At 66.3% G+C, this 16,816-nt stretch carries 18 protein-coding genes and 1 pseudogene; 15 read left to right on the top strand and 4 right to left on the bottom strand.

Features of this window, described 5'->3' with window-relative positions:
- From EDC29_RS13715 to EDC29_RS13670, 11 genes and pseudogenes are all read left to right on the top strand, one after another.
- A partial coding sequence (locus EDC29_RS13715; RefSeq protein ID WP_207906550.1) for a class I SAM-dependent methyltransferase occupies positions 1–871 on the top strand: 871 nt, incomplete at its 5' end.
- Positions 872–875: 4 nt separating this feature from the next.
- Positions 876–1,799, top strand: a complete 924-nt coding sequence (locus tag EDC29_RS13710) for a hypothetical protein (RefSeq protein ID WP_132230341.1) — start codon at positions 876–878, stop codon at positions 1,797–1,799.
- Positions 1,796–3,091, top strand: coding sequence for an alanine racemase (locus EDC29_RS13705; RefSeq protein WP_132230339.1), 1,296 nt, complete (start codon positions 1,796–1,798; stop codon positions 3,089–3,091). Before EDC29_RS13710 ends, EDC29_RS13705 begins: the two co-directional genes overlap by 4 nt.
- Positions 3,092–3,098: 7 nt before the next feature.
- On the top strand, positions 3,099–3,368 hold the full coding sequence (locus EDC29_RS13700) for an acyl carrier protein (protein WP_132230337.1): 270 nt from the start codon (positions 3,099–3,101) through the stop codon (positions 3,366–3,368).
- Positions 3,369–3,376: 8 nt separating this feature from the next.
- Positions 3,377–4,531 carry an archaeosine biosynthesis radical SAM protein RaSEA gene (locus EDC29_RS13695; RefSeq protein ID WP_165913530.1) on the top strand — a complete coding sequence of 385 codons (1,155 nt, stop codon included), beginning with the start codon at positions 3,377–3,379 and terminating at the stop codon, positions 4,529–4,531.
- Between the two features lie 3 nt (positions 4,532–4,534).
- Positions 4,535–5,425: a hypothetical protein gene (locus EDC29_RS17320; RefSeq protein ID WP_165913529.1), complete on the top strand. Its 891-nt coding sequence runs from the start codon at positions 4,535–4,537 to the stop codon at positions 5,423–5,425.
- A 5-nt stretch (positions 5,426–5,430) separates the two neighbouring features.
- Positions 5,431–6,321, top strand: a complete 891-nt coding sequence (nadE, locus tag EDC29_RS13690) for an NAD(+) synthase (RefSeq protein ID WP_165913528.1) — start codon at positions 5,431–5,433, stop codon at positions 6,319–6,321.
- Positions 6,318–7,814: a class I adenylate-forming enzyme family protein gene (locus EDC29_RS13685; RefSeq protein WP_132230331.1), complete on the top strand. Its 1,497-nt coding sequence runs from the start codon at positions 6,318–6,320 to the stop codon at positions 7,812–7,814. The genes nadE and EDC29_RS13685 overlap by 4 nt, the downstream gene beginning before the upstream one ends.
- A complete protein-coding gene (locus EDC29_RS13680; protein ID WP_132230329.1) occupies positions 7,811–8,839 on the top strand; it encodes a hypothetical protein in 1,029 nt (342 codons plus the stop codon). The genes EDC29_RS13685 and EDC29_RS13680 overlap by 4 nt, the downstream gene beginning before the upstream one ends.
- Positions 8,815–9,744: a 3-oxoacyl-[acyl-carrier-protein] synthase III C-terminal domain-containing protein gene (locus tag EDC29_RS13675; RefSeq protein ID WP_132230327.1), complete on the top strand. Its 930-nt coding sequence runs from the start codon at positions 8,815–8,817 to the stop codon at positions 9,742–9,744. Before EDC29_RS13680 ends, EDC29_RS13675 begins: the two co-directional genes overlap by 25 nt.
- Positions 9,745–9,810: 66 nt before the next feature.
- Positions 9,811–10,067: pseudogene (locus EDC29_RS13670) on the top strand (transposase); the annotation flags it as partial.
- Positions 10,068–10,181: 114 nt separating this feature from the next.
- On the opposite strand, the gene EDC29_RS13665 reads toward EDC29_RS13670, so the two are convergent.
- Positions 10,182–10,781 carry an NAD(P)H-dependent oxidoreductase gene (locus EDC29_RS13665; RefSeq protein WP_132230325.1) on the bottom strand — a complete coding sequence of 200 codons (600 nt, stop codon included), beginning with the start codon at positions 10,779–10,781 and terminating at the stop codon, positions 10,182–10,184.
- A gap of 177 nt (positions 10,782–10,958) precedes the next feature.
- Here EDC29_RS13665 and EDC29_RS13660 point away from each other — a divergent pair, with 177 nt between their 5' ends.
- On the top strand, positions 10,959–11,231 hold the full coding sequence (locus EDC29_RS13660; protein WP_242466054.1) for a winged helix-turn-helix transcriptional regulator: 273 nt from the start codon (positions 10,959–10,961) through the stop codon (positions 11,229–11,231).
- A 15-nt stretch (positions 11,232–11,246) separates the two neighbouring features.
- On the opposite strand, the gene EDC29_RS13655 is transcribed toward EDC29_RS13660, so the two are convergent.
- Positions 11,247–12,188, bottom strand: coding sequence for a LysR family transcriptional regulator (locus tag EDC29_RS13655; RefSeq protein ID WP_132230323.1), 942 nt, complete (start codon positions 12,186–12,188; stop codon positions 11,247–11,249).
- A gap of 111 nt (positions 12,189–12,299) precedes the next feature.
- On the opposite strand from EDC29_RS13655, the gene EDC29_RS13650 reads away from it, so the two are divergent.
- Positions 12,300–12,872 (top strand): cytochrome b, encoded by a 573-nt coding sequence (locus EDC29_RS13650; RefSeq protein ID WP_123140133.1) that lies wholly within the window; start codon positions 12,300–12,302, stop codon positions 12,870–12,872.
- 91 nt (positions 12,873–12,963) lie between these two features.
- Positions 12,964–13,956, top strand: a complete 993-nt coding sequence (locus EDC29_RS13645) for an aldo/keto reductase family protein (protein ID WP_132230321.1) — start codon at positions 12,964–12,966, stop codon at positions 13,954–13,956.
- A 259-nt stretch (positions 13,957–14,215) separates the two neighbouring features.
- Here the strand turns inward: EDC29_RS13645 and EDC29_RS13640 are convergent, their stop codons facing one another.
- Together EDC29_RS13640 and EDC29_RS13635 are read right to left on the bottom strand one after the other, a co-directional pair.
- Positions 14,216–14,803 (bottom strand): L,D-transpeptidase, encoded by a 588-nt coding sequence (locus EDC29_RS13640; protein ID WP_132230319.1) that lies wholly within the window; start codon positions 14,801–14,803, stop codon positions 14,216–14,218.
- Positions 14,804–14,897: 94 nt separating this feature from the next.
- Entirely contained in the window at positions 14,898–15,749 is an 852-nt protein-coding gene (locus EDC29_RS13635; RefSeq protein WP_132230317.1) for an NAD(+)--dinitrogen-reductase ADP-D-ribosyltransferase, read from the bottom strand.
- A gap of 180 nt (positions 15,750–15,929) precedes the next feature.
- Between EDC29_RS13635 and nifH the strand changes: the two genes are divergently transcribed.
- Complete coding sequence (nifH, locus tag EDC29_RS13630) at positions 15,930–16,811, top strand: nitrogenase iron protein (RefSeq protein ID WP_123140137.1); 882 nt, start codon at positions 15,930–15,932, stop codon at positions 16,809–16,811.
- Positions 16,812–16,816: the final 5 nt, after the last annotated feature.

Raw genomic sequence — 16,816 nt, 5'->3', positions numbered from 1 at the left:
GCCTCTTCTGGGAGTTCGTAACGTCTCGACATCTGGCCTCTTCTCCTGCAAGAACGAGGTCAGTGTATCAAGCAGGGTTTTCGTACAAAACGTAATGAGCTTCTACGATTCCATGTCCGAGTTCTATGATCCATGGGCGTCGGGCGACCCGGCCTACGCGCCGAGCGGAACCTTTTACCGCAGCCTCGGCCTCGCGGCCAACGGAACCCTAGTCGAGGTGGGTGTGGGAACCGGCCGAATCGCAATCGAATTGGCTGCGCTCGGCCGTTCGGTTATCGGGATCGATGCGTCGGAGCCGATGCTTGCCGCCTGCCGCCGCAATGCCGTGGCGGCAGGGGTGCTGGACCGCCTGACGCTTTGCCACATGGATGCGTGCCGGCTGGGCCTCTGCGGCGTCGACCTGCTGACCATCCCCTTTCGCACGATCGGCCACTTCGTCACTCCAGACGCCCGGCGCACGATCTTCACTCAGGTGCACGCGGCGCTAGCGTCCGGCGGCCGCTTCGCCTTTGATCATTACGTCTTCGACCGAGCCTGGGCGGAAGCCCACGACGCTGTGCCGCGCCTGATGCATGAGTCCATCTCTGGCACCGGAGCAAGCCTCGTCGTTTGGGACACTTACCGATATGATTTCCCCGCTGGCCGGATGGACTGTCTCATAACGGTGGAGCGCACGGCGCCCAACGGAACCGTCATCGACCGCCAGCATAACGCCTTCCCCTTCGCATGGCTTGATGCCGCCGAGGTGCGGACTCTAGCGGCTGACGTTGGCTTCAAGGTCGAGGCGGTATACGGCGACTTCAATGGTGGGGCGTTTTCGGACACATCCCCCGATCAGGTGTGGATTCTCCGCAAGGCGGGGAGGGCCTGATCCGATGACGGTACGGCCGCTGCCAACCTATTTCGGCAAGTCCAGGGACGCCGTAGCGCCTGCTCTCACGATGCTCGTGGCGGCGACCGGGCTGCCTGCCCCCGCCCATGCCGATTGTGCGACGGGACGTCCGTTCGCCGTACAGACGCCGGTATCCCGCCCGACGTCGTGGCTGACGCCCTCGGTGGAACCGCTGGCCGGCCTTCTCAACGGGTTGCGAATCTGTGGCTGCACAGCGGACATGCTGCGGATGCCGACGGAATCCAGCTCTCTCGACGAGTTCTGGGCGACACAGGCCATGTGGCTAGCAGGAGGACCAGTTGCCATCGGTCCTCTGAGCCGGCACAAGCTTTGGGACTTCCTGGAAGACCGCTACCATGCCGAGGGCGGCGGTTTCGTCGTGGTGGTCGGCCTTGACGCGGACGGAATCCTGATTGCCCACGATCCGGCAGGCTTCCCGCTTCGCATGGTGCACCGGGACAGGATTACCGAAGCTGCCGAACCTGACGGCCGAACCTCCGCAGTCCGGGCGACCTCGGCAACCGCACCGCCCGCTGGTAACGCGGCCGTGCTGGAACAGGGCATCGCCGTGCGCCGAGCGGCGGCAGCCACGGGCGGTGGCGCGATCCGCAGCCTCGCCGATCGGGTCAAGGCCAACCTGCGGTCGAGCGAGCGAGCGACTCTGGGCTTCGGGATCTCCGGGCGCGGGCGGTCGCTCGCCCGCATCGCCAGCCTGCTCGCGGCGTCCGACCTGGACGGAGCGCTTGATGGGCACCGGCGAGCTTGCGCCGACGCGCTTGACGCTGTTCGCGATACAGACCGACGCCGCCTCGTCGATGCCTTACGGGGGTTGGCGACGCACGAGGACAGGTTAGACGAGATCCTGGAGCGGGGGCAATCACGCATGATCGGGGACAGTGTGGCATGACCGGCGGTATGTCGATCCCACCTCTGCCAGACGGTTGGCGGGACCAAGTGCGACAGGCTGCGGATAGTTTCGGTACGCCGCTCTTTGTCTATTTCTACGACGCGATGGAGGCCCGGCTCGCGGCTCTGCGGGCGGCCCTGCCCGACGGTGCTCATCTCTATTATTCTGCAAAGGCGAACCCAAACCCGTTTATCCTGCGATTCTACGCCGACAGGGGGCTTGGTGTCGAAGTGGCTTCGCTGGGCGAATTTTCGACCGCATCTCGGGCAGATGTTCCAGCCGGGCGGATCATCTTCGTGGGGCCGGCCAAGACCGACGAGGAGCTCAGCGCTGCGGCGGCGGCTGGCGTGGAGGCCGTGGTCGTGGAATCGGTGACGGAGCTTGCCCGCCTTGCCCGGCTGGCATCCGGTGACGCGCCCGTGTCCGTTGCCCTGCGTCTGGACCTGGGGCGATCGGGCGGGCGCCTCGCCATGTCGGGCGAAACCCAGTTCGGCATGAATGCCGAGGAGGCCTGGCGGGTGCTGGGGAGCGCGAACTCCCTGCCGTCCTTGCGGATTGTCGGGTTGCACACCTACGCCGGCACCCAGCAGAAGTCGGTTGAAGAGGTGGCAGCCACCTGCCGGGCCCTGATGGAGCAGGCTGCCAGGCTACAGGAAGGGACGCCGGCACGACTGACGTTCCTGGACTTCGGCGGCGGGTTCGGAACGCCAGTCCGTGCCCGCGACCCTTCCCCCGAATGGAGTGGGCTGAGGGCGGCGCTGGCCCCCCACGTGGCCGAATACCGCAAGCGCCATCCCTGGACGGTCCGCATGGCTTTCGAGTCCGGCCGTTTCCTGATGGCACCTGCCGGCATCCTGGTCACCACGGTCCAAGACGTGAAGACGAAGAACACCCGCCGGTTCGCGCTGTTGGACGGCGGTATCGCGCAGTTTGGGTTCGACGACCACTACCGTGGCACCCGGCCGCCTGTGATCGAGGTGCTAGCCTCAGCCGACGTGCCGACACGTGCGCCGCCTGGCAAGGCAACTCTCTGCGGGCCACTGTGCACGCCGGCCGACCGGATCGCATCGGAGATCGACCTCCCTCCGCTACGTCGCGGCGACCGTGTGTGCGTCTTCAATACGGGCGCCTACGGGTTGACGGGAAATCCCGGTCTATTTCTCGGCAGAGGCTTCGCGGCTGAAGCAGCGGTGACTGCGAACGGCATCCACCTTATCCGTCGCCGGTTCACGGCGGCGGAGTTCACGGCCCTGACGGTTCCGCTCCATGCCGCTCCAGGCGAGGTAACTTAAATTGAGCATGACACTCGAATCCGGACGGGCTACTCCCGCTGACATCATCGACGTAATCCACCGCGAATTCGCAGACCGCTTCGCAGGGCGGCCGATCGACCCGGCCGCGCACCTGACGTCGGAGCTCGGCCTGGATTCCATGGACATCGTGCGTTTGCTGGTAAGCTTGGAGGATCAGTTCAACATTCGGTTCGACCCGGTGGCGGTGGATCTCGACGCCGTCTTCGCCAGTCCCGACACGCTGGCGGCTTATATCGGCGGAGAGTGCGGCGGATGAGTACGGACATGGACGCCAGCAACCCGTTCCTTTCGCGCCTCATGGCGAAGATCCGAGAGCCGCGTCTGCCTCTTCCCCCTGACCAGCCCTTCTTCAACCGAATTGAGCGAGTTCCCGCCGGACTTTACGGCGAACTCTGGTTTCGCACAGCGGGCTGCCGCTGGGACCGGCAGGGCGGCTGCACGATGTGCAATTACGGCCAGTCCGAGCCACCTCATCCTGACGCCATGGTGGATGCCGTTCGGCAGGCGCTCCATGCTCTAGAGCAGCCGGTCGACGAATTGATGGTCTCGCCCTCTGGCAGCCTGCTCGACCCAGCGGAGGTACCGGAGGAAGTACGCCGCCGCATCTATGCCCTAATGGCCGCCCATCCGGCATCTCAGCTGCTGCTCGAGACCCGTTCGGAATGGGTTACACCCGAAACGGCCGACGAACTACGCGCCATCCGGCCACTGGAATGTGGCATCACCGTGGAGATGGGACTGGAATCGGCCGATCCCTGGGTCCGCCGATTTTGCATCAACAAGGGCGGCTCCCTGGCCGACTTCGCGCGGGCGGCTGGGCTGCTTCGCGAGCGCGGGCTGGGCATCTACGCAAACGTCTGTCTCGGCACCGCCTTCCTGTCTTCGGCGGAAGCGATCGACGACGCTGTTGCGACCGTGCGCTGGGCGTTGGACAACGGGGCGGATCGCACTGTCGTGTTCCCGGTGCATATCAAGTCCTACACCCTGCTCGAAGTGCTGAGCCGCGACGGAAGCTATGCGGCGCCATCACTGTGGTCGCTGGTCGAGGTTTTGCGCCGGCTCGGCCCCACGCTGGCCGGCCGCGTCGAGATCGCCTGGTACCGCAGCTATTACGACCGAGAGGGCAAGATTACCCGGTCTCCAGACACCTGCCCACACTGCCGCGCCGCAGTTATCGGACTTCTCGACGACTACAGGGCTAGCCAGAACCACGGCACCGTGGAAATGCTGTCGGCTTATCCCTGCTCGTGCCGGGACGCATGGGCCAAGTCCCTTGCTGTGCCCCATGGCGAGCGCGCCGACCGTGTGGCCGCGGCGTACCGCTCGCTGGCCAACGCATTCGGACTGGACGATTGGCTTGCCGCCAATGGCGGCAACCTGATGGCGGCGCTGTACGCCTCTGGGCGGAAGGGGGACTGACCCATGCCTCTATGGCTGTCTCAACCGGCCATGATGCTCGCGCCGGACAGCGGGCGCGGACGTGACGCTCGGTTCGATTTTTATGTCGAGAACGCAGCCGCGCGCCACGGAACGGCCCCGCCCGTCTTCGCCGGCCTTGCCGAATGCCCGGATACGGACCATCCAGAAGCCGAGACGCTGGCGGGCGCGGCAGTCCGGCTCGCATTGCTCGACGCGCCTCCGGGCGCGGTGCCGACGCGGCTTTACGATTGCCGGAGCAGCCCCTCAATCGGCGGCCCGGCACCCTCTTACAAGCTTCTTGCCAAGGCAAGCCTGGATCGTACTGTCCCTTTAGCGCTGCATGGACAGGGCGGCACCGAGACGATCCAGGCCATCCTCCTGCGCTTGTGCGAAGGCACCGAGGAAGATGGACTGACGCTCCTCTCGGGTCTTCACTGGCCGGTCGGGAGCGAGAGAGATACCGCCTCCCATGCTGCTTCAGCTGCTGCGGCAGCCCTGATCTCTCCTTTCCCGCCACTTGCGGGTGGGTACCGTCTGCTCAGTGCCGCAGTGACCCGCCACCCAGCGGAGGACCGAGCCGCCGCGCTGGCCACCGTCCTTGGCGAGGCGCTGGAGAGATCGGGCCTGGCAGTCGGCGATATCGGCTGGAGCGTGGCGCAGGAGGGGGCGGCGGATACGCCGATGGTGCTGTCCGCCGTGATGCCTGACGCACGTAAAATGCGACGGACGATGCGGCGCGGAATCGATCTTGGATGCGCCGACCTGCTGGTCTCCTTGCGCGAGTTGAGTGTGACGCTGTCCGCCGGAACACCGGGGGCGCTCCTCGCCGCCGGAAACTTCATGTCGGCGGCTGCCTTGATCGTGGTTCCAGAATGGTCAATAGCGGAGGGGTGAGAAACATGGAAGCGCTGCTCAATACCGAGGACATCAGCCGGGAGTTGGTGCGAATCATCGACGGGCTGCGTCGTGAACTCGACGGCGCGTCAGCGGTAATCGGCCTGTCGGGCGGTCTCGACTCCGACGTGGTCGCCCGCCTCGCCGTGAGTGCTGTCGGTGCGGCGCGGGTAAAGCTGTTCACCGTGTTCCAGGAAGGCATGGAGGATCAGCACATCCGCCAGGCGCGCCAGACGGCGGAAGATCTGGAAATTCCGTTACGCACCGTCGATCTCGGGGAAATTCCCCGCAGGTTCGTCGAGGCGATGGCCGCGGCGGATCCAGACGAGGCGTTCCGCCCCGACGGCCTGCTCGATCCTGCTAGGGCAAAATGTTCGCTGCGCACAGCGATCCTGTCCACCTACCAAGACCGCGGCTACGTGGTGATTGGCACGTCGAACCGCACCGAAATCGAGACCGGCTTCTTCCTGCCCTTCGGTGACGGAATTTGGCATTTCGGCCCCATCGCTCACCTCTACAAGACGGAGGTGGTGTCCCTGGCGCATCTCGTCGGAACACGGCAAGAGGTCATCCTCCAACCGCCATCGGCGGGTTTCTGGCTAGGACAGGAGGATCTGGAAGATCTCGCCTATTGGCTCCTCAACGGTGGCCCGATCGGTCGCCAGCGGATATTCACCGACGAGGACGACGCCCAGGTCCAGGATATTCGCACCCAGTTGACGCTCGAAAAAATCGACCGGACACTGCTAGCCTTTTCGAAAGGCCGGAGCGACTCTGAAGCCAGTGCCGAAAGCGCCTTGCCCTTGGGGCTTGTGGCACGGCTGCGGCAAGTCTGCGAAGGGGCGGGGCGCAGCAAACGGCGCCCGATGGGACGCCGGTTGGATCTGCCACGATGACTGTTCCGCCACCGGACCGCATCGACGACCTGCTCCGCCTCCGGGCGGCGGAGCGGCCCGGGTCCGTCCTTCTCGTCTCTGCTGAACGTTCGACTACCTACGCTGAGGCCGACTGGGGCGTAGACCGTATTGCCGCATGGTTGCAAGGACGCGGCGTCACCGTGGGCGACCGCGTCGTTCTTTACGCGGATAACACCGCGGAGTTCCTGCTGGCAGTGTTCGGCATCCTGCGCGCTGGCGCGGCGGTGGTGCCGATCCACCCGCGGACGCCGTTGGCAGGGGTGCGCCGGATCGTCGATCTAGCCGAGCCTGCCATGATCCTTACCGACAGGCGGCGGCTGGAAGGGAGGGCGGCCCCGGAAACGATGCGGCAGGCTGCCTTGGAAGACTTGGCGTTGCTCCCCGACGCCGTGCCGCGCCCGGCTGCTGCGGGGCCGGCTTGCATCATCTTCACATCCGGCTCCACCGGCAGTGCCCGCGGGGTAGTCTGCGGGCACCGCAAGATCCTGTTCGCGATCAGGGCGATCAATCGCGTGCTTGGGCAGACTGCGGACGATCGGATCTTCTGCTGCCTGCCATTTTCCTTCGATTACGGCCTCTACCAGTCGTTCCTCGCCATCGAGGCCGGAGCCTCGCTGATCGTCGAGTCGACCCAGGTGAGCCCGCTGGTGATTCCGTCCGCGTTGCAACGCCACCGGGCCACCGGCTTTCCTCTGGTTCCTTCGCTGGCGGTGGCCCTGCTGCGCTCCGGGATGCTGGAGCGCATGGCCGTCGGAACGGTAAGGTACGTGACCAATACGGGCGACATGCTTCCCCGCCGACACGCTGAGCGGCTGTCGGAGCTTCTTGGGGCGGCGGTGATACCGATGTACGGGCTGACGGAGTGCAAGCGCGTTTCGGTGATGCCTCCAGACCGATTTGCCGATAAACCGGGTTCGGTCGGATTGCTGCTTCCAGGGACGCAGATCGCGCTGCAGTCCGAGCCGGAGTGGGCGGGGCTCGGGCCGGATGTCGGGGAACTGCTGGTCCAGGGGCCGCATATCATGGATGGATATTGGCGCGACCCCGACGCAACGGCGCAGCGATTCCATACTTGCCCGGAATCGCGGGAAACCATTCTCCATACGAATGATCTGTTCCGCCGCGATGCCGAAGGGTTCCTGTATTTCCTGGGCCGCGACGAGACGCTCATACGCCGGGACGGCAAGATCATCTCGCCGGTGGACATCGAGCAACGTCTCTACGACATCGACAAGGTGGCGGAAGCCGCGGTGATCGGACACGGCGCGGCGTCCGAACAGACGGTGGACGCTTTCGTTGTGACGGACGTCGCCGAGGACGACCTGCGCAAGCCGATCGCAGACATCCTCGCAGAAACGATCGGCTCCTCTTCCGGCCGTGTCGGCATCCATTTCCTACGGAAGCTGCCGCGCACGCTCAATGGCAAGATCGACCGCCGCGCGCTTGCCCGCGATGCGGAGAGGAAGCAGTGAGCGTGCCGGTCCGCGTAGCCGGCTGGAGTCTGCCATATCGCGGCAATTTGACGGCGTGTCATTCGCTCGGTCTCCTGGACGCATTCTGCTCGGCTCCGACCTGGGACGTCCTGTTCCAGTTCGAGGCACTGACTGGCGTACCGTTCGGCGTCCGATCGGTAGAGAAGGACGCGAACCGGCTGCTGGCTCCGTGGATCGATCCCGACCGGGGTCTGGACGCGGCGCTCGACACGCTCGGCCTGCCATACGAGGTGGCAGCATGTCCGCCGGACGCCGGTGCGGATGCTTCCATTGATCTGTTGCGTCGCTGGCTGGCGGACGGGGTAGTGGTGCTCGGTCCGCTCGACATGTCCAGACTGCCGCACCTGTTCCATGCCGAACTCTTCCGGGGCTGCGACCACTACGTTGTCGCATTGGGAATAGAGGAGGAGCGGCTGGCCATACGTGACAGCGAAGGGTGGGACATGACTTGGATCGCCTGTGACGATCTCGCGGAAGCGTGGCGGGGGGGAGAGGTGATCGAGGGACGAGGCGCCTTCGTCATGCGTCGCATGCTGCCCGCTGCGTCTCGCCATCCGGTCTCCCGCTTCCATCCCGATGGGCGTGCAGTCCGACGCGGGTTGGAACGCGCAGCGCAGCTCCTAGAAGAGAGCGCCATCGATCCACTGGGCGGACCCAACGCCTACACCAGGCTGGCCGAGCGCTCTGCCGAGATTTTGGCCTGGCCGGCGGCCCGCCGCAGTCTGGGCTACCTGCTCCCCACTCGCATTCAGCGCAACCTGTGTGCCATTGCTCTGCTGGACCGTGCCGCGGCCGTACTTCCAGAGGCGGTGGACGCGCTGGACACGGCACGGTCGATCATCGGCCAACAGTCCGAACTGCTGGCCCGGTGCTGTGCCGCTGTCTCGACTGGTGCCTCCGCGAGCCTGTTCGCGCTGCACGGTGCTGCCGAACTGGAGCACCGTCTCACGGACGTCTTTCGAACCTTGCAGGAGAGCGCATGCACTGCGGATTCGAGCATCTGATCGGGGTTGTTCCGGAGACCAGGCTGTCTGTGGCGGAACTGATCCAGGACGCGGGCGGAGATGCCACGATGCTGGAAGCCACCTTGGAAAACGGATTGCGGGAGGTGCCGGTCGCTATTGGGAAGACGACGGCCACCCTCGCCGCCGAGGCGGTCGCTCAGCTGCTGGCCGACCGTCCGGATCTGCGGGTCCGCGTGGCGGTCGTGATCCTGGCACACTCGCTACCGGTCCCAGTTCCGCCGGACACGGACCTACTCGCACCCATCATGCTCGCCATAGGACGGGAGAGCCTGCCGGCCCTGGCCGTGACCGGCCAGCCATGTGCCATCCTGCACGGTGCTGTCCAGATGGCTCGGACATGGTTATCGGGAATCCATCCTGGCGGCGGCGTTCTCGTCATCGGCGCGGATGTTCCAAGCCAGCCTGATGAGCGGCTGTTTTTCAATTCGGCCATGGGCGATGCCGCCGTGGCGGGCCTGTTGACCTGCGACGCCGTCCGCCACCAGATCATCGCATCGACGAGCGACACCCAGGTGGTGGCCTATTCCGGCGCGCTTTCCTTTCCCGATGCCGTAGCCCGATTCCGAAAGTCCAACCCCGCCGCTATACGAAGCAGCATCGAGCGCTGTCTAAATGCCGCGGGGATAGACATCGGCGACGTGCGCCTCGTGGTACCGCACACACCGAATAGGCAATTGTGGTCTGCGGTGGCGGACATTATGCGGCTGCCACGCGAGCGCTTCTACACCGATCCCATTGCACAGACCGGGCACATGAACTCGAACGATTCCTTCGTGCACTACCTGCGGGCAATAGAGGAAGCCCGTCTCGCCAGCGGCGATCTCGCCCTCTTGGTTAACCCGGGATTCGGCGGGACCAGAGGATGTACTATCATGAGAGTTTAGCGTGTTCATTTTGTACGAAAACCCTGCTTGATACACTGACCTCGTTCTTGCAGGAGAAGAGGCCAGATGTCGAGACGTTACGAACTCCCAGAAGAGGCCTGGGAGCTGATCGCCGATCTGTTTCCCGTCCGCAGCGCACGGGTCGGCCCCGCCGGGACGACCACCTGATGCTCAACGACATCTTCTGGGTGCTGTGCTCGGGTGCGGCGTGGCGCGACCTGCCTGAGCGCTTCGGTCCTTGGTCGACGGTCTACCAGCGGTTTCGCGACTGGCGTGACGACGGCATCTTCACCAAGGTCCTGGAACGGCTGCACATCCGGCTGCGGAACCATCAATCCGATGGCAAGAGCTCAGTGCTCGCTGGTGGTCGCTCGCATCTCCCTGTGCGGATGTGGCGTGCCAGCCCTCCCGTTGCCGCGACCGCTCACCCTGCGCCGCTATGCGGCGGCCGTCTCGATGTGTCTGGCCAGATGGGCATCGAAACGGCTCAGGGCCTGCTCGATGTCCGGGTTCTTCATCACGTCGTAGCAGGCGAAGGTCGCGAGCGGCGTCATGCCGAAGAAGCGGAAGTTCATGTGCACGGGAAAGAACAGGTCGTCGACCGAGCGGCCCTGGAAGAGGTCTTGCTCGGGGTCGTCGAAGGCCGCCCGGGGCGCGTTGAAGGTCAGTGAGAGCATGTAGCGCTTGCCGGTCAGGGTGCCGCCGGAGCCGTATTGTCTGGAGGGGTCGCTGCGGGTGCGACCGTCGCCCTCGCACAGCTCGCCCGCCATGCCCGCCGAGTAGACCTCGTCCATGTAGCGCTTGAACGTCCAGGGCACGCTCATCCAGTAGACCGGGGTCTGCAGCAGGATGATGTCGGCCCACCGGTGTTTGTCGAGTTCGTCGGCGAGCCTGTAACCATCGTGGACGACAGTGGTGCGGATAACGTGACCTTGGTCCCCGAGCAGGGTACGGGCGCGTTCGACGAGCGTGGCGTTGAGCCGGCCGGGCGAGGACGGGTAGGGCTCATGGGCGTTGATGATGAGGATGTTCGACATCGCTGCGGCTCCACCGTGTGAGACTGTGGTGGTATGGTGTGACACCAAGTAACCCTCGTCAATCAGTATACTTTTTGTAACCATATGAAGACACCCAAGCCCTCCCTCGAACCCGTGCCGGATGGGTGTAAGGCCGTCCTCGATGCCTGTACCGAGCCCTGTCCGATCGAGCGCGGGATGCGGATCATCGGTGGCAAGTGGAAGGGCTCGATCCTCTGGCACCTGCAGGACGGCCCCGTGCGCTTCAACGACCTGGCGCGCCAGCTCGGCGGTGCCAGCAGGAAGATGGTCGCGCAGCGGCTCAGGGAGATGGAGGAGATGGGGCTGGTGGAGCGCACCGTGCTCAGCACCCGCCCGATCGCCGTGACCTACGAGATCACCGACTTCGGGCGCTCGTTGCTGAGCGTACTGGAGCAGCTCAAGGCGTGGGCCGAGGCCCACGGGGTATGAGCATGTGATGCCCGCTCAGCCCCCGGCGTCCGCCGCCAGCCCGTGCACGGCCTTGAGCTGCTGGCGGATCCACAGGCACATCGGGTCGCGGTGGAAGCGCTCGTGCCAGTAGAGATGGATCTGCGGGCGATCCAGGGTGGTGGTGGTCGGCGCCTCGCGCACCACCAGTGCGCTGCCCCGGGTGAGTGTCTCGGCGAAGCGTCGCGGCAGGCGGAAGACGACGTCGCTGTGCTCGCAGAAGGCGGCGATGGCGCTGAAGCTCGACAGTCGCAGCGGCTCGTTGAGCCGTTCGCCGGGTGCGAGCAGCCCCTGCTCGACCAGTTCCTGCCCGAGTAGGCCGCCGCCGCGACTGGTGAGCGAGACCAGACCGTGGCGCGCGGCGACATAGCGCTCGACGGTCAGCTCGCCCGCTGCCAGCGGGTGGTCGGCGCGCATCACCAGCGCAAAGGTCAGTGGTGCCAGCGGGGTGCGATGGAGTTCGCCGGTGCCAGCGGCGGGGGTGAACGCGGAGAGCACGAAGTGCACCTCGCCGCGCTCGAGTTGGCCGAAGTGCTCGCGCGGCTCGCTCTGGACCTCCAGCACCATCCCCGGCGCCAGCCGACTCATGCGCGCGAACAGCGGTGGCAGGAACCAGCCGATCTCGGGCTCGGGGCCGTGGAAGCGCACCGTCTGGGTCGAGGTCGCCGGGTCGAAGTCCGGGCCGGCGACCAGTCGCTCGGTCTCGGCAAGCAGCTGGCGCAGCCTCGGCAGCAGTCGCTCGGCACGCGCGCTCGGCACATAGCCGCTGGGGGTGCGCACCAGCAGCGGGTCGTCGAACAGGGCGCGCAAGCGCCGCAGCGCACGGCTGACGGCGGGCTGGCTCATCCCGAGCTGCTCGGCGGCGCGCGAGACGTGACGCTCTTCCAGGAGCTGGCGCAGCACCACGAGCAGGTTCAGGTCGAGGTCGCGGAGATTCATTCAGCGAATATGCATTATCGCACTCATGCATTGGAAGCATGAGTGCGCACCCCCTAGTCTGGCGACATCGAAACCAACCGCCGCTGCGCGGCGCCAGACGGAGATTGAACGATGCGTCCAGATACCCCCACCAGACTGAGCGGCAACACCATTGCGCTGCACTGGATCGTCGCGGTGATGATGATCGTACTGACCCTCAGTGGGCTCTACATGGAACAGGCCGGGGTCTATGCGCTCTATCCCTGGCACAAGTCCTTCGGCGTGCTGATCGTGCTCTTCGTGGCACTGCGAGTGCTCTGGCGCATCCGTAACGGCTGGCCTGCGCACGTCGGTCGCTACACCCGGATCGAGCAGTGGCTGGCCAAGGCGGTGCACTGGCTGTTGATCATCGGTACGGTGCTGATGCCGGTCTCCGGCTTCATGATGTCGGCGCTGGGCGGGCACGGCGTGTCGCTGTTCGGGCTGGAGCTGGTGGCGCCGAACCCGGATCCGGCCGACCCGCAGCAGGTGGTGCCGATCAACGCGCTGCTGGCGCAGCTCGGTCACTGGCTGCACGGTCTCGGCGGCGATCTGCTGATCGGTGCCGTGGCGCTGCATCTCGTCGGCGCGCTCAAGCACCATCTGATCGATCGCGACGGCACGCTGCGACGGATGCTCGGCGCCGAGGTGCAGGTCGACGGCTGAGGCCGGTCGGTCGGCGCGACGGGCCGGGTTGGTCCGTCGTCGCCGTGCTGCTAGTGTTGCCTCGACATGACCAACCCTGGGAGTGCGAGACATGCGCGACGCGCACCATGACCTGCGAACCGTCACCCTGCGCAACGGCGTGCGGATGCCGACCCTCGCCTTCGGCACCGCCTTCGGCGACTGGGTGGGCGCGACCGCCTTCCAGGGCTTCCTCCCCGAACGGGCCTGGCGCGCCGTCGATCTGGCGCTGGACAACGGCTATCGGGCGTTCGACTGTGCCCATGTCTACGGGACCGAGCGCATGGTCGGCACCCTGCTCGGTCAGCGCTTTGCCAGCGGCGCCCTGACCCGCGATGCGGTCTTCATCACCACCAAGCTCGCCCATCCGGCGGCGCCGCCGCACCTCAACGTCTCGCACAAGCGGACCTGGGACGCCGACCGGGTCGAGGACATCGCCCAACGGGTCCGCGACGACATGGTCGACAGCCTCGATGATCTCGGGCTCGGCTATGTCGACCTGCTGCTGGTGCACTGGCCGGGGAGCTTCAGCGCGCCACCCGGCGGCGGCCCGGAGGTCTCGCGGCGCGCCCGCGCCACCATCTGGCGCGCCTTTTGTGAGCTTGCCGACAAGGGCGCGGCGCGCGCCATCGGTGTCTCCAACTTCACCATCGACCATCTGCGCCAGCTGATCGCCGACGTGCCCGAGCCCGCGAACCGTCCCGCGGTCAATCAGGTCGAGATCCACCCCTATTGCCGGGACCCCGAGCTGGAGGCCTTCTGCCGCGCGCAGGGCATCGTCGTCACCGCCTATGCGCCCTTCGCCAGCGGGGCCTTCGAGTTGCTGCGCGACCCGGTCCTGGTCGCCATCGCCGGGCGTCACGGCAAGAGCCCCGGTCAGGTCGTGTTGCGCTGGCACCTGCAGCGCGGTCGCGCCGCGCTGCCCAAGACCTCCAGGGCCGAGCGCATGATCGAGAACCAGTCGATCCACGACTTCATCCTCGACGCCGAGGAGATGCGGGCGATCGACGCGCTCGGCGTCGGCACCCCCCGCCGCACCTGTCCTGACCCGACGGCGATCGCCTGAGGGGCGATCGGGTTTCCAGCCGGCAGTCGGCAGCCGGCAGCCGCCAGCTTTCAGCCGCCAGCCGCCAGCCGCCAGCCGCCAGCCTTCCCGCTGGCGGCTGATTCGCCGCGTCTCCCTATCTGCGCCGGTCATGAACACCGGCCCTCCCCACTGGAGGCTGACAGCTGGGGGCTGGCCGCTTGAAGACTGGCCGCTTGAAGACTGGCCGCTTGAAGACTGGCCGCTGGCAACGGATTCCGCGCCCGCGGCATCAGCGGCATCAGTTGACGACCTCGACTCGGTCGCCGAGACGCAGGCGCTCGAAGAGGAAGCGGGCGTCGCGCTCGCCGACGCGCACGCAGCCGTGCGAGTCGGGGTAGCCGGGGAGCCAGCCCTCGTGGAGGAAGTAGTGGCCGTGGAACTGGATGGCGTAGGGCATCCACGCCTGCCAGCCGAGCTGGTTGGTGTAGCGCGAGGAGACCTTGTCGATGTCCTTGGCGAGTACGGCGAAGCGTCCGCGCGGGGTGGGGTGGCCGGCGCGGCCCGATGAGATCGGGCCGCTGTGCACCGGCTCGCCGTCCTCGATATAGGTGAAGCGCTGCTCGCCGAGATCGATGCGGATGGCGCGCCTGGCGGCGTCGCTCGGCCCGCTCGGCGGTCCGGGATCGGTGGTCGGGGGTGTTCCGGGTGGTTGTGGCTCGGTGGCGACCGTGGCGGGTGCGGTCGCGACTGGGGCGTCGACCGGCTCCGGCGCGGGGCGCTCGGGCGGCGCCGCGCAGCCGCTGCCGAGCAGGGTCAAGGCGAGCAGGATGGTCGGGGCGGTGGCGGGATGGTTTCGGTCTGTTGCCGTGTCGCTCGGCTGCTCCATGGTTCGCTCCCTCGGCGTGCCCGCCCGTCTCCGGGGCCGGGGCCCGCCGGTGTGGATCCGCGTCGCGCCCTCCCTGTCCGCGCCGCCCGGCGGCTCATAGCACCGAGATCCGCACCTCGTAGACCCCGCCGATCACCACGTACTCGTCCTCGCCCTTGAGCAGGTCGGGGAGCAGCCGGTTGTAGAAAAATACCTTGGGGCGCGGCACCTCGGTTTCGAGGATGTAGTCGCCGAACTCGTCGGCGCGCTCGCGCTCGCTGGTGAAGCTGTTGAGGTTGTTGAGCAGCACGCGGTAGCGATGGCGTCCGACCCGTTCGAGGACCTCGTGTTCGTCGATGCGGTTGATCCCGCGATAGAGCCGCAGGTGGGTGCGCCCGGGGTCGCGGCGCTGCAACTCGTACTGGCCGTAGGTATAGAGCAGGTCGAGTTGGGACTCGAGCGCGTTGGTGGCGTAGAGCCCCTGGGTGCCGGCGGCGACATAGCGCAGATAGGTCTCGCTGCCGCGTCCGTGCAGCGGGCCGGCGTGGTGGCGTGCGAGCAGGCCGAAGCGGCTCTCCGCCCAACGCTTCAGCACCGCGCCCTCGCGCCCGTCGGAATCGAACGACCAGCCGCGCACCATGCGTTGGTAGTCGGCCTTGGCGCGTCCGCGACGTCCCCGGGTGAGCCCGGCCTCCTCGGGGAGGTCGAGGAGGAAGCGCCAACGCATGTAGTCCTGGAAGTGACGCGCGCGCGCGCGATACTCGGGGATGGCGTCGAGGTTGCGCAGCAGTGGGGTGTGGAGTGGGGCGATGCCGTCGAGTTCGAGGTCGACCGGGTGTTGCTGGTAGGTGAGGCTGCCGAGGATCACCGCCGGCAGGTTGCAGCGGTTGAGCGTGAGTCTGGCGTGTGCCGGGAGCGAGGGTGGCGGCGGGTCGGGCGCCTGGGTCGTTTGTCTGTTGCTATCCATACAGCCCCTGCGGCTTTGTCGTGGATACGACCATCCGGTCTCTGCCCGAGGGGTGTTGAATAATCGAGCCCAATCAATGCGGTAGGTCGTTTTATCGATGTTGGCACGGTGGCTGCTTGAGCCTCCGTGTGGATAACGTCGTGCAACGCTCGCCAAGCGAGCCAACGAGAGGAACCTACCATGGCAACACGGCAATGCGCCATCTACGGCAAGGGCGGCATCGGTAAGTCGACCACCACCCAGAACCTGGTCGCCGGGCTCGCCGAGCTGGGCAAGCGGGTGATGATCGTCGGGTGTGACCCCAAGGCCGACTCGACCCGTCTGATCCTGCACTCCAAGGCCCAGGAGACCATCATGCAGATGGCCGCCGACGCCGGCTCGGTCGAGGATCTGGAGCTCGAAGACGTGCTCAAGGTCGGCTTCGGCGACATCAAGTGCGTCGAGTCCGGCGGTCCCGAGCCGGGTGTCGGCTGCGCCGGTCGCGGCGTCATCACCGCGATCAACTTCCTCGAGGAAGAGGGCGCCTACGAGGAGGATCTCGACTTCGTCTTCTACGACGTGCTCGGCGACGTGGTCTGCGGCGGCTTCGCGATGCCGATCCGCGAGAACAAGGCGCAGGAGATCTACATCGTCTGCTCCGGCGAGATGATGGCCATGTACGCGGCCAACAACATCGCCAAGGGCATCGTCAAGTACGCCAGTTCCGGCGGCGTGCGTCTCGCCGGGCTGATCTGCAACAGCCGCAATACCGCCCGCGAGGACGAGCTGATCATGGAGCTTGCGCGTCAGCTCGGCACCCAGATGATCCACTTCGTCCCCCGCGACAACATCGTGCAGCGCGCCGAGATCCGCCGCATGACGGTCATCGAGTACGACCCCAAGTCGGGCCAGGCCGACGAGTACCGCACGCTGGCGCAGAAGATCATCGACAACCAGATGTTCGTGGTGCCGACGCCGATCTCGATGGATGAACTCGAGGACTTGCTGATGGAGTTCGGCGTGCTCGAGGAAGAGGACGAGAGCATCGTCGGCAAGACCGCGGCAGACGAGGCGGTGGCCTGAAGCCC

The sequence above is a fragment of the Marichromatium gracile genome, assembly GCF_004343155.1.
GTDB lineage: Bacteria > Pseudomonadota > Gammaproteobacteria > Chromatiales > Chromatiaceae > Marichromatium > Marichromatium gracile.
This window is presented reverse-complemented; position numbering and strand designations above follow the sequence as displayed.

Excerpts from the sequence above, each read along its gene's own strand:
- EDC29_RS13655 (WP_132230323.1), bottom strand. The coding sequence starts at position 12,188 with ATGAATCTCCGCGACCTCGACCTGAACCTGCTCGTGGTGCTGCGCCAG.
- EDC29_RS13675 (WP_132230327.1), top strand. The coding sequence starts at position 8,815 with ATGCACTGCGGATTCGAGCATCTGATCGGGGTTGTTCCGGAGACCAGG.
- EDC29_RS13660 (WP_242466054.1), top strand. The coding sequence starts at position 10,959 with ATGCGGATCATCGGTGGCAAGTGGAAGGGCTCGATCCTCTGGCACCTG.
- EDC29_RS13705 (WP_132230339.1), top strand. The coding sequence starts at position 1,796 with ATGACCGGCGGTATGTCGATCCCACCTCTGCCAGACGGTTGGCGGGAC.
- EDC29_RS13640 (WP_132230319.1), bottom strand. The coding sequence starts at position 14,803 with ATGGAGCAGCCGAGCGACACGGCAACAGACCGAAACCATCCCGCCACC.
- nifH (WP_123140137.1), top strand. The coding sequence starts at position 15,930 with ATGGCAACACGGCAATGCGCCATCTACGGCAAGGGCGGCATCGGTAAG.
- EDC29_RS13645 (WP_132230321.1), top strand. The coding sequence starts at position 12,964 with ATGCGCGACGCGCACCATGACCTGCGAACCGTCACCCTGCGCAACGGC.
- EDC29_RS13665 (WP_132230325.1), bottom strand. The coding sequence starts at position 10,781 with ATGTCGAACATCCTCATCATCAACGCCCATGAGCCCTACCCGTCCTCG.
- EDC29_RS17320 (WP_165913529.1), top strand. The coding sequence starts at position 4,535 with ATGCCTCTATGGCTGTCTCAACCGGCCATGATGCTCGCGCCGGACAGC.
- nadE (WP_165913528.1), top strand. The coding sequence starts at position 5,431 with ATGGAAGCGCTGCTCAATACCGAGGACATCAGCCGGGAGTTGGTGCGA.
- EDC29_RS13710 (WP_132230341.1), top strand. The coding sequence starts at position 876 with ATGACGGTACGGCCGCTGCCAACCTATTTCGGCAAGTCCAGGGACGCC.
- EDC29_RS13685 (WP_132230331.1), top strand. The coding sequence starts at position 6,318 with ATGACTGTTCCGCCACCGGACCGCATCGACGACCTGCTCCGCCTCCGG.
- EDC29_RS13650 (WP_123140133.1), top strand. The coding sequence starts at position 12,300 with ATGCGTCCAGATACCCCCACCAGACTGAGCGGCAACACCATTGCGCTG.
- EDC29_RS13695 (WP_165913530.1), top strand. The coding sequence starts at position 3,377 with ATGGACGCCAGCAACCCGTTCCTTTCGCGCCTCATGGCGAAGATCCGA.
- EDC29_RS13700 (WP_132230337.1), top strand. The coding sequence starts at position 3,099 with ATGACACTCGAATCCGGACGGGCTACTCCCGCTGACATCATCGACGTA.
- EDC29_RS13635 (WP_132230317.1), bottom strand. The coding sequence starts at position 15,749 with ATGGATAGCAACAGACAAACGACCCAGGCGCCCGACCCGCCGCCACCC.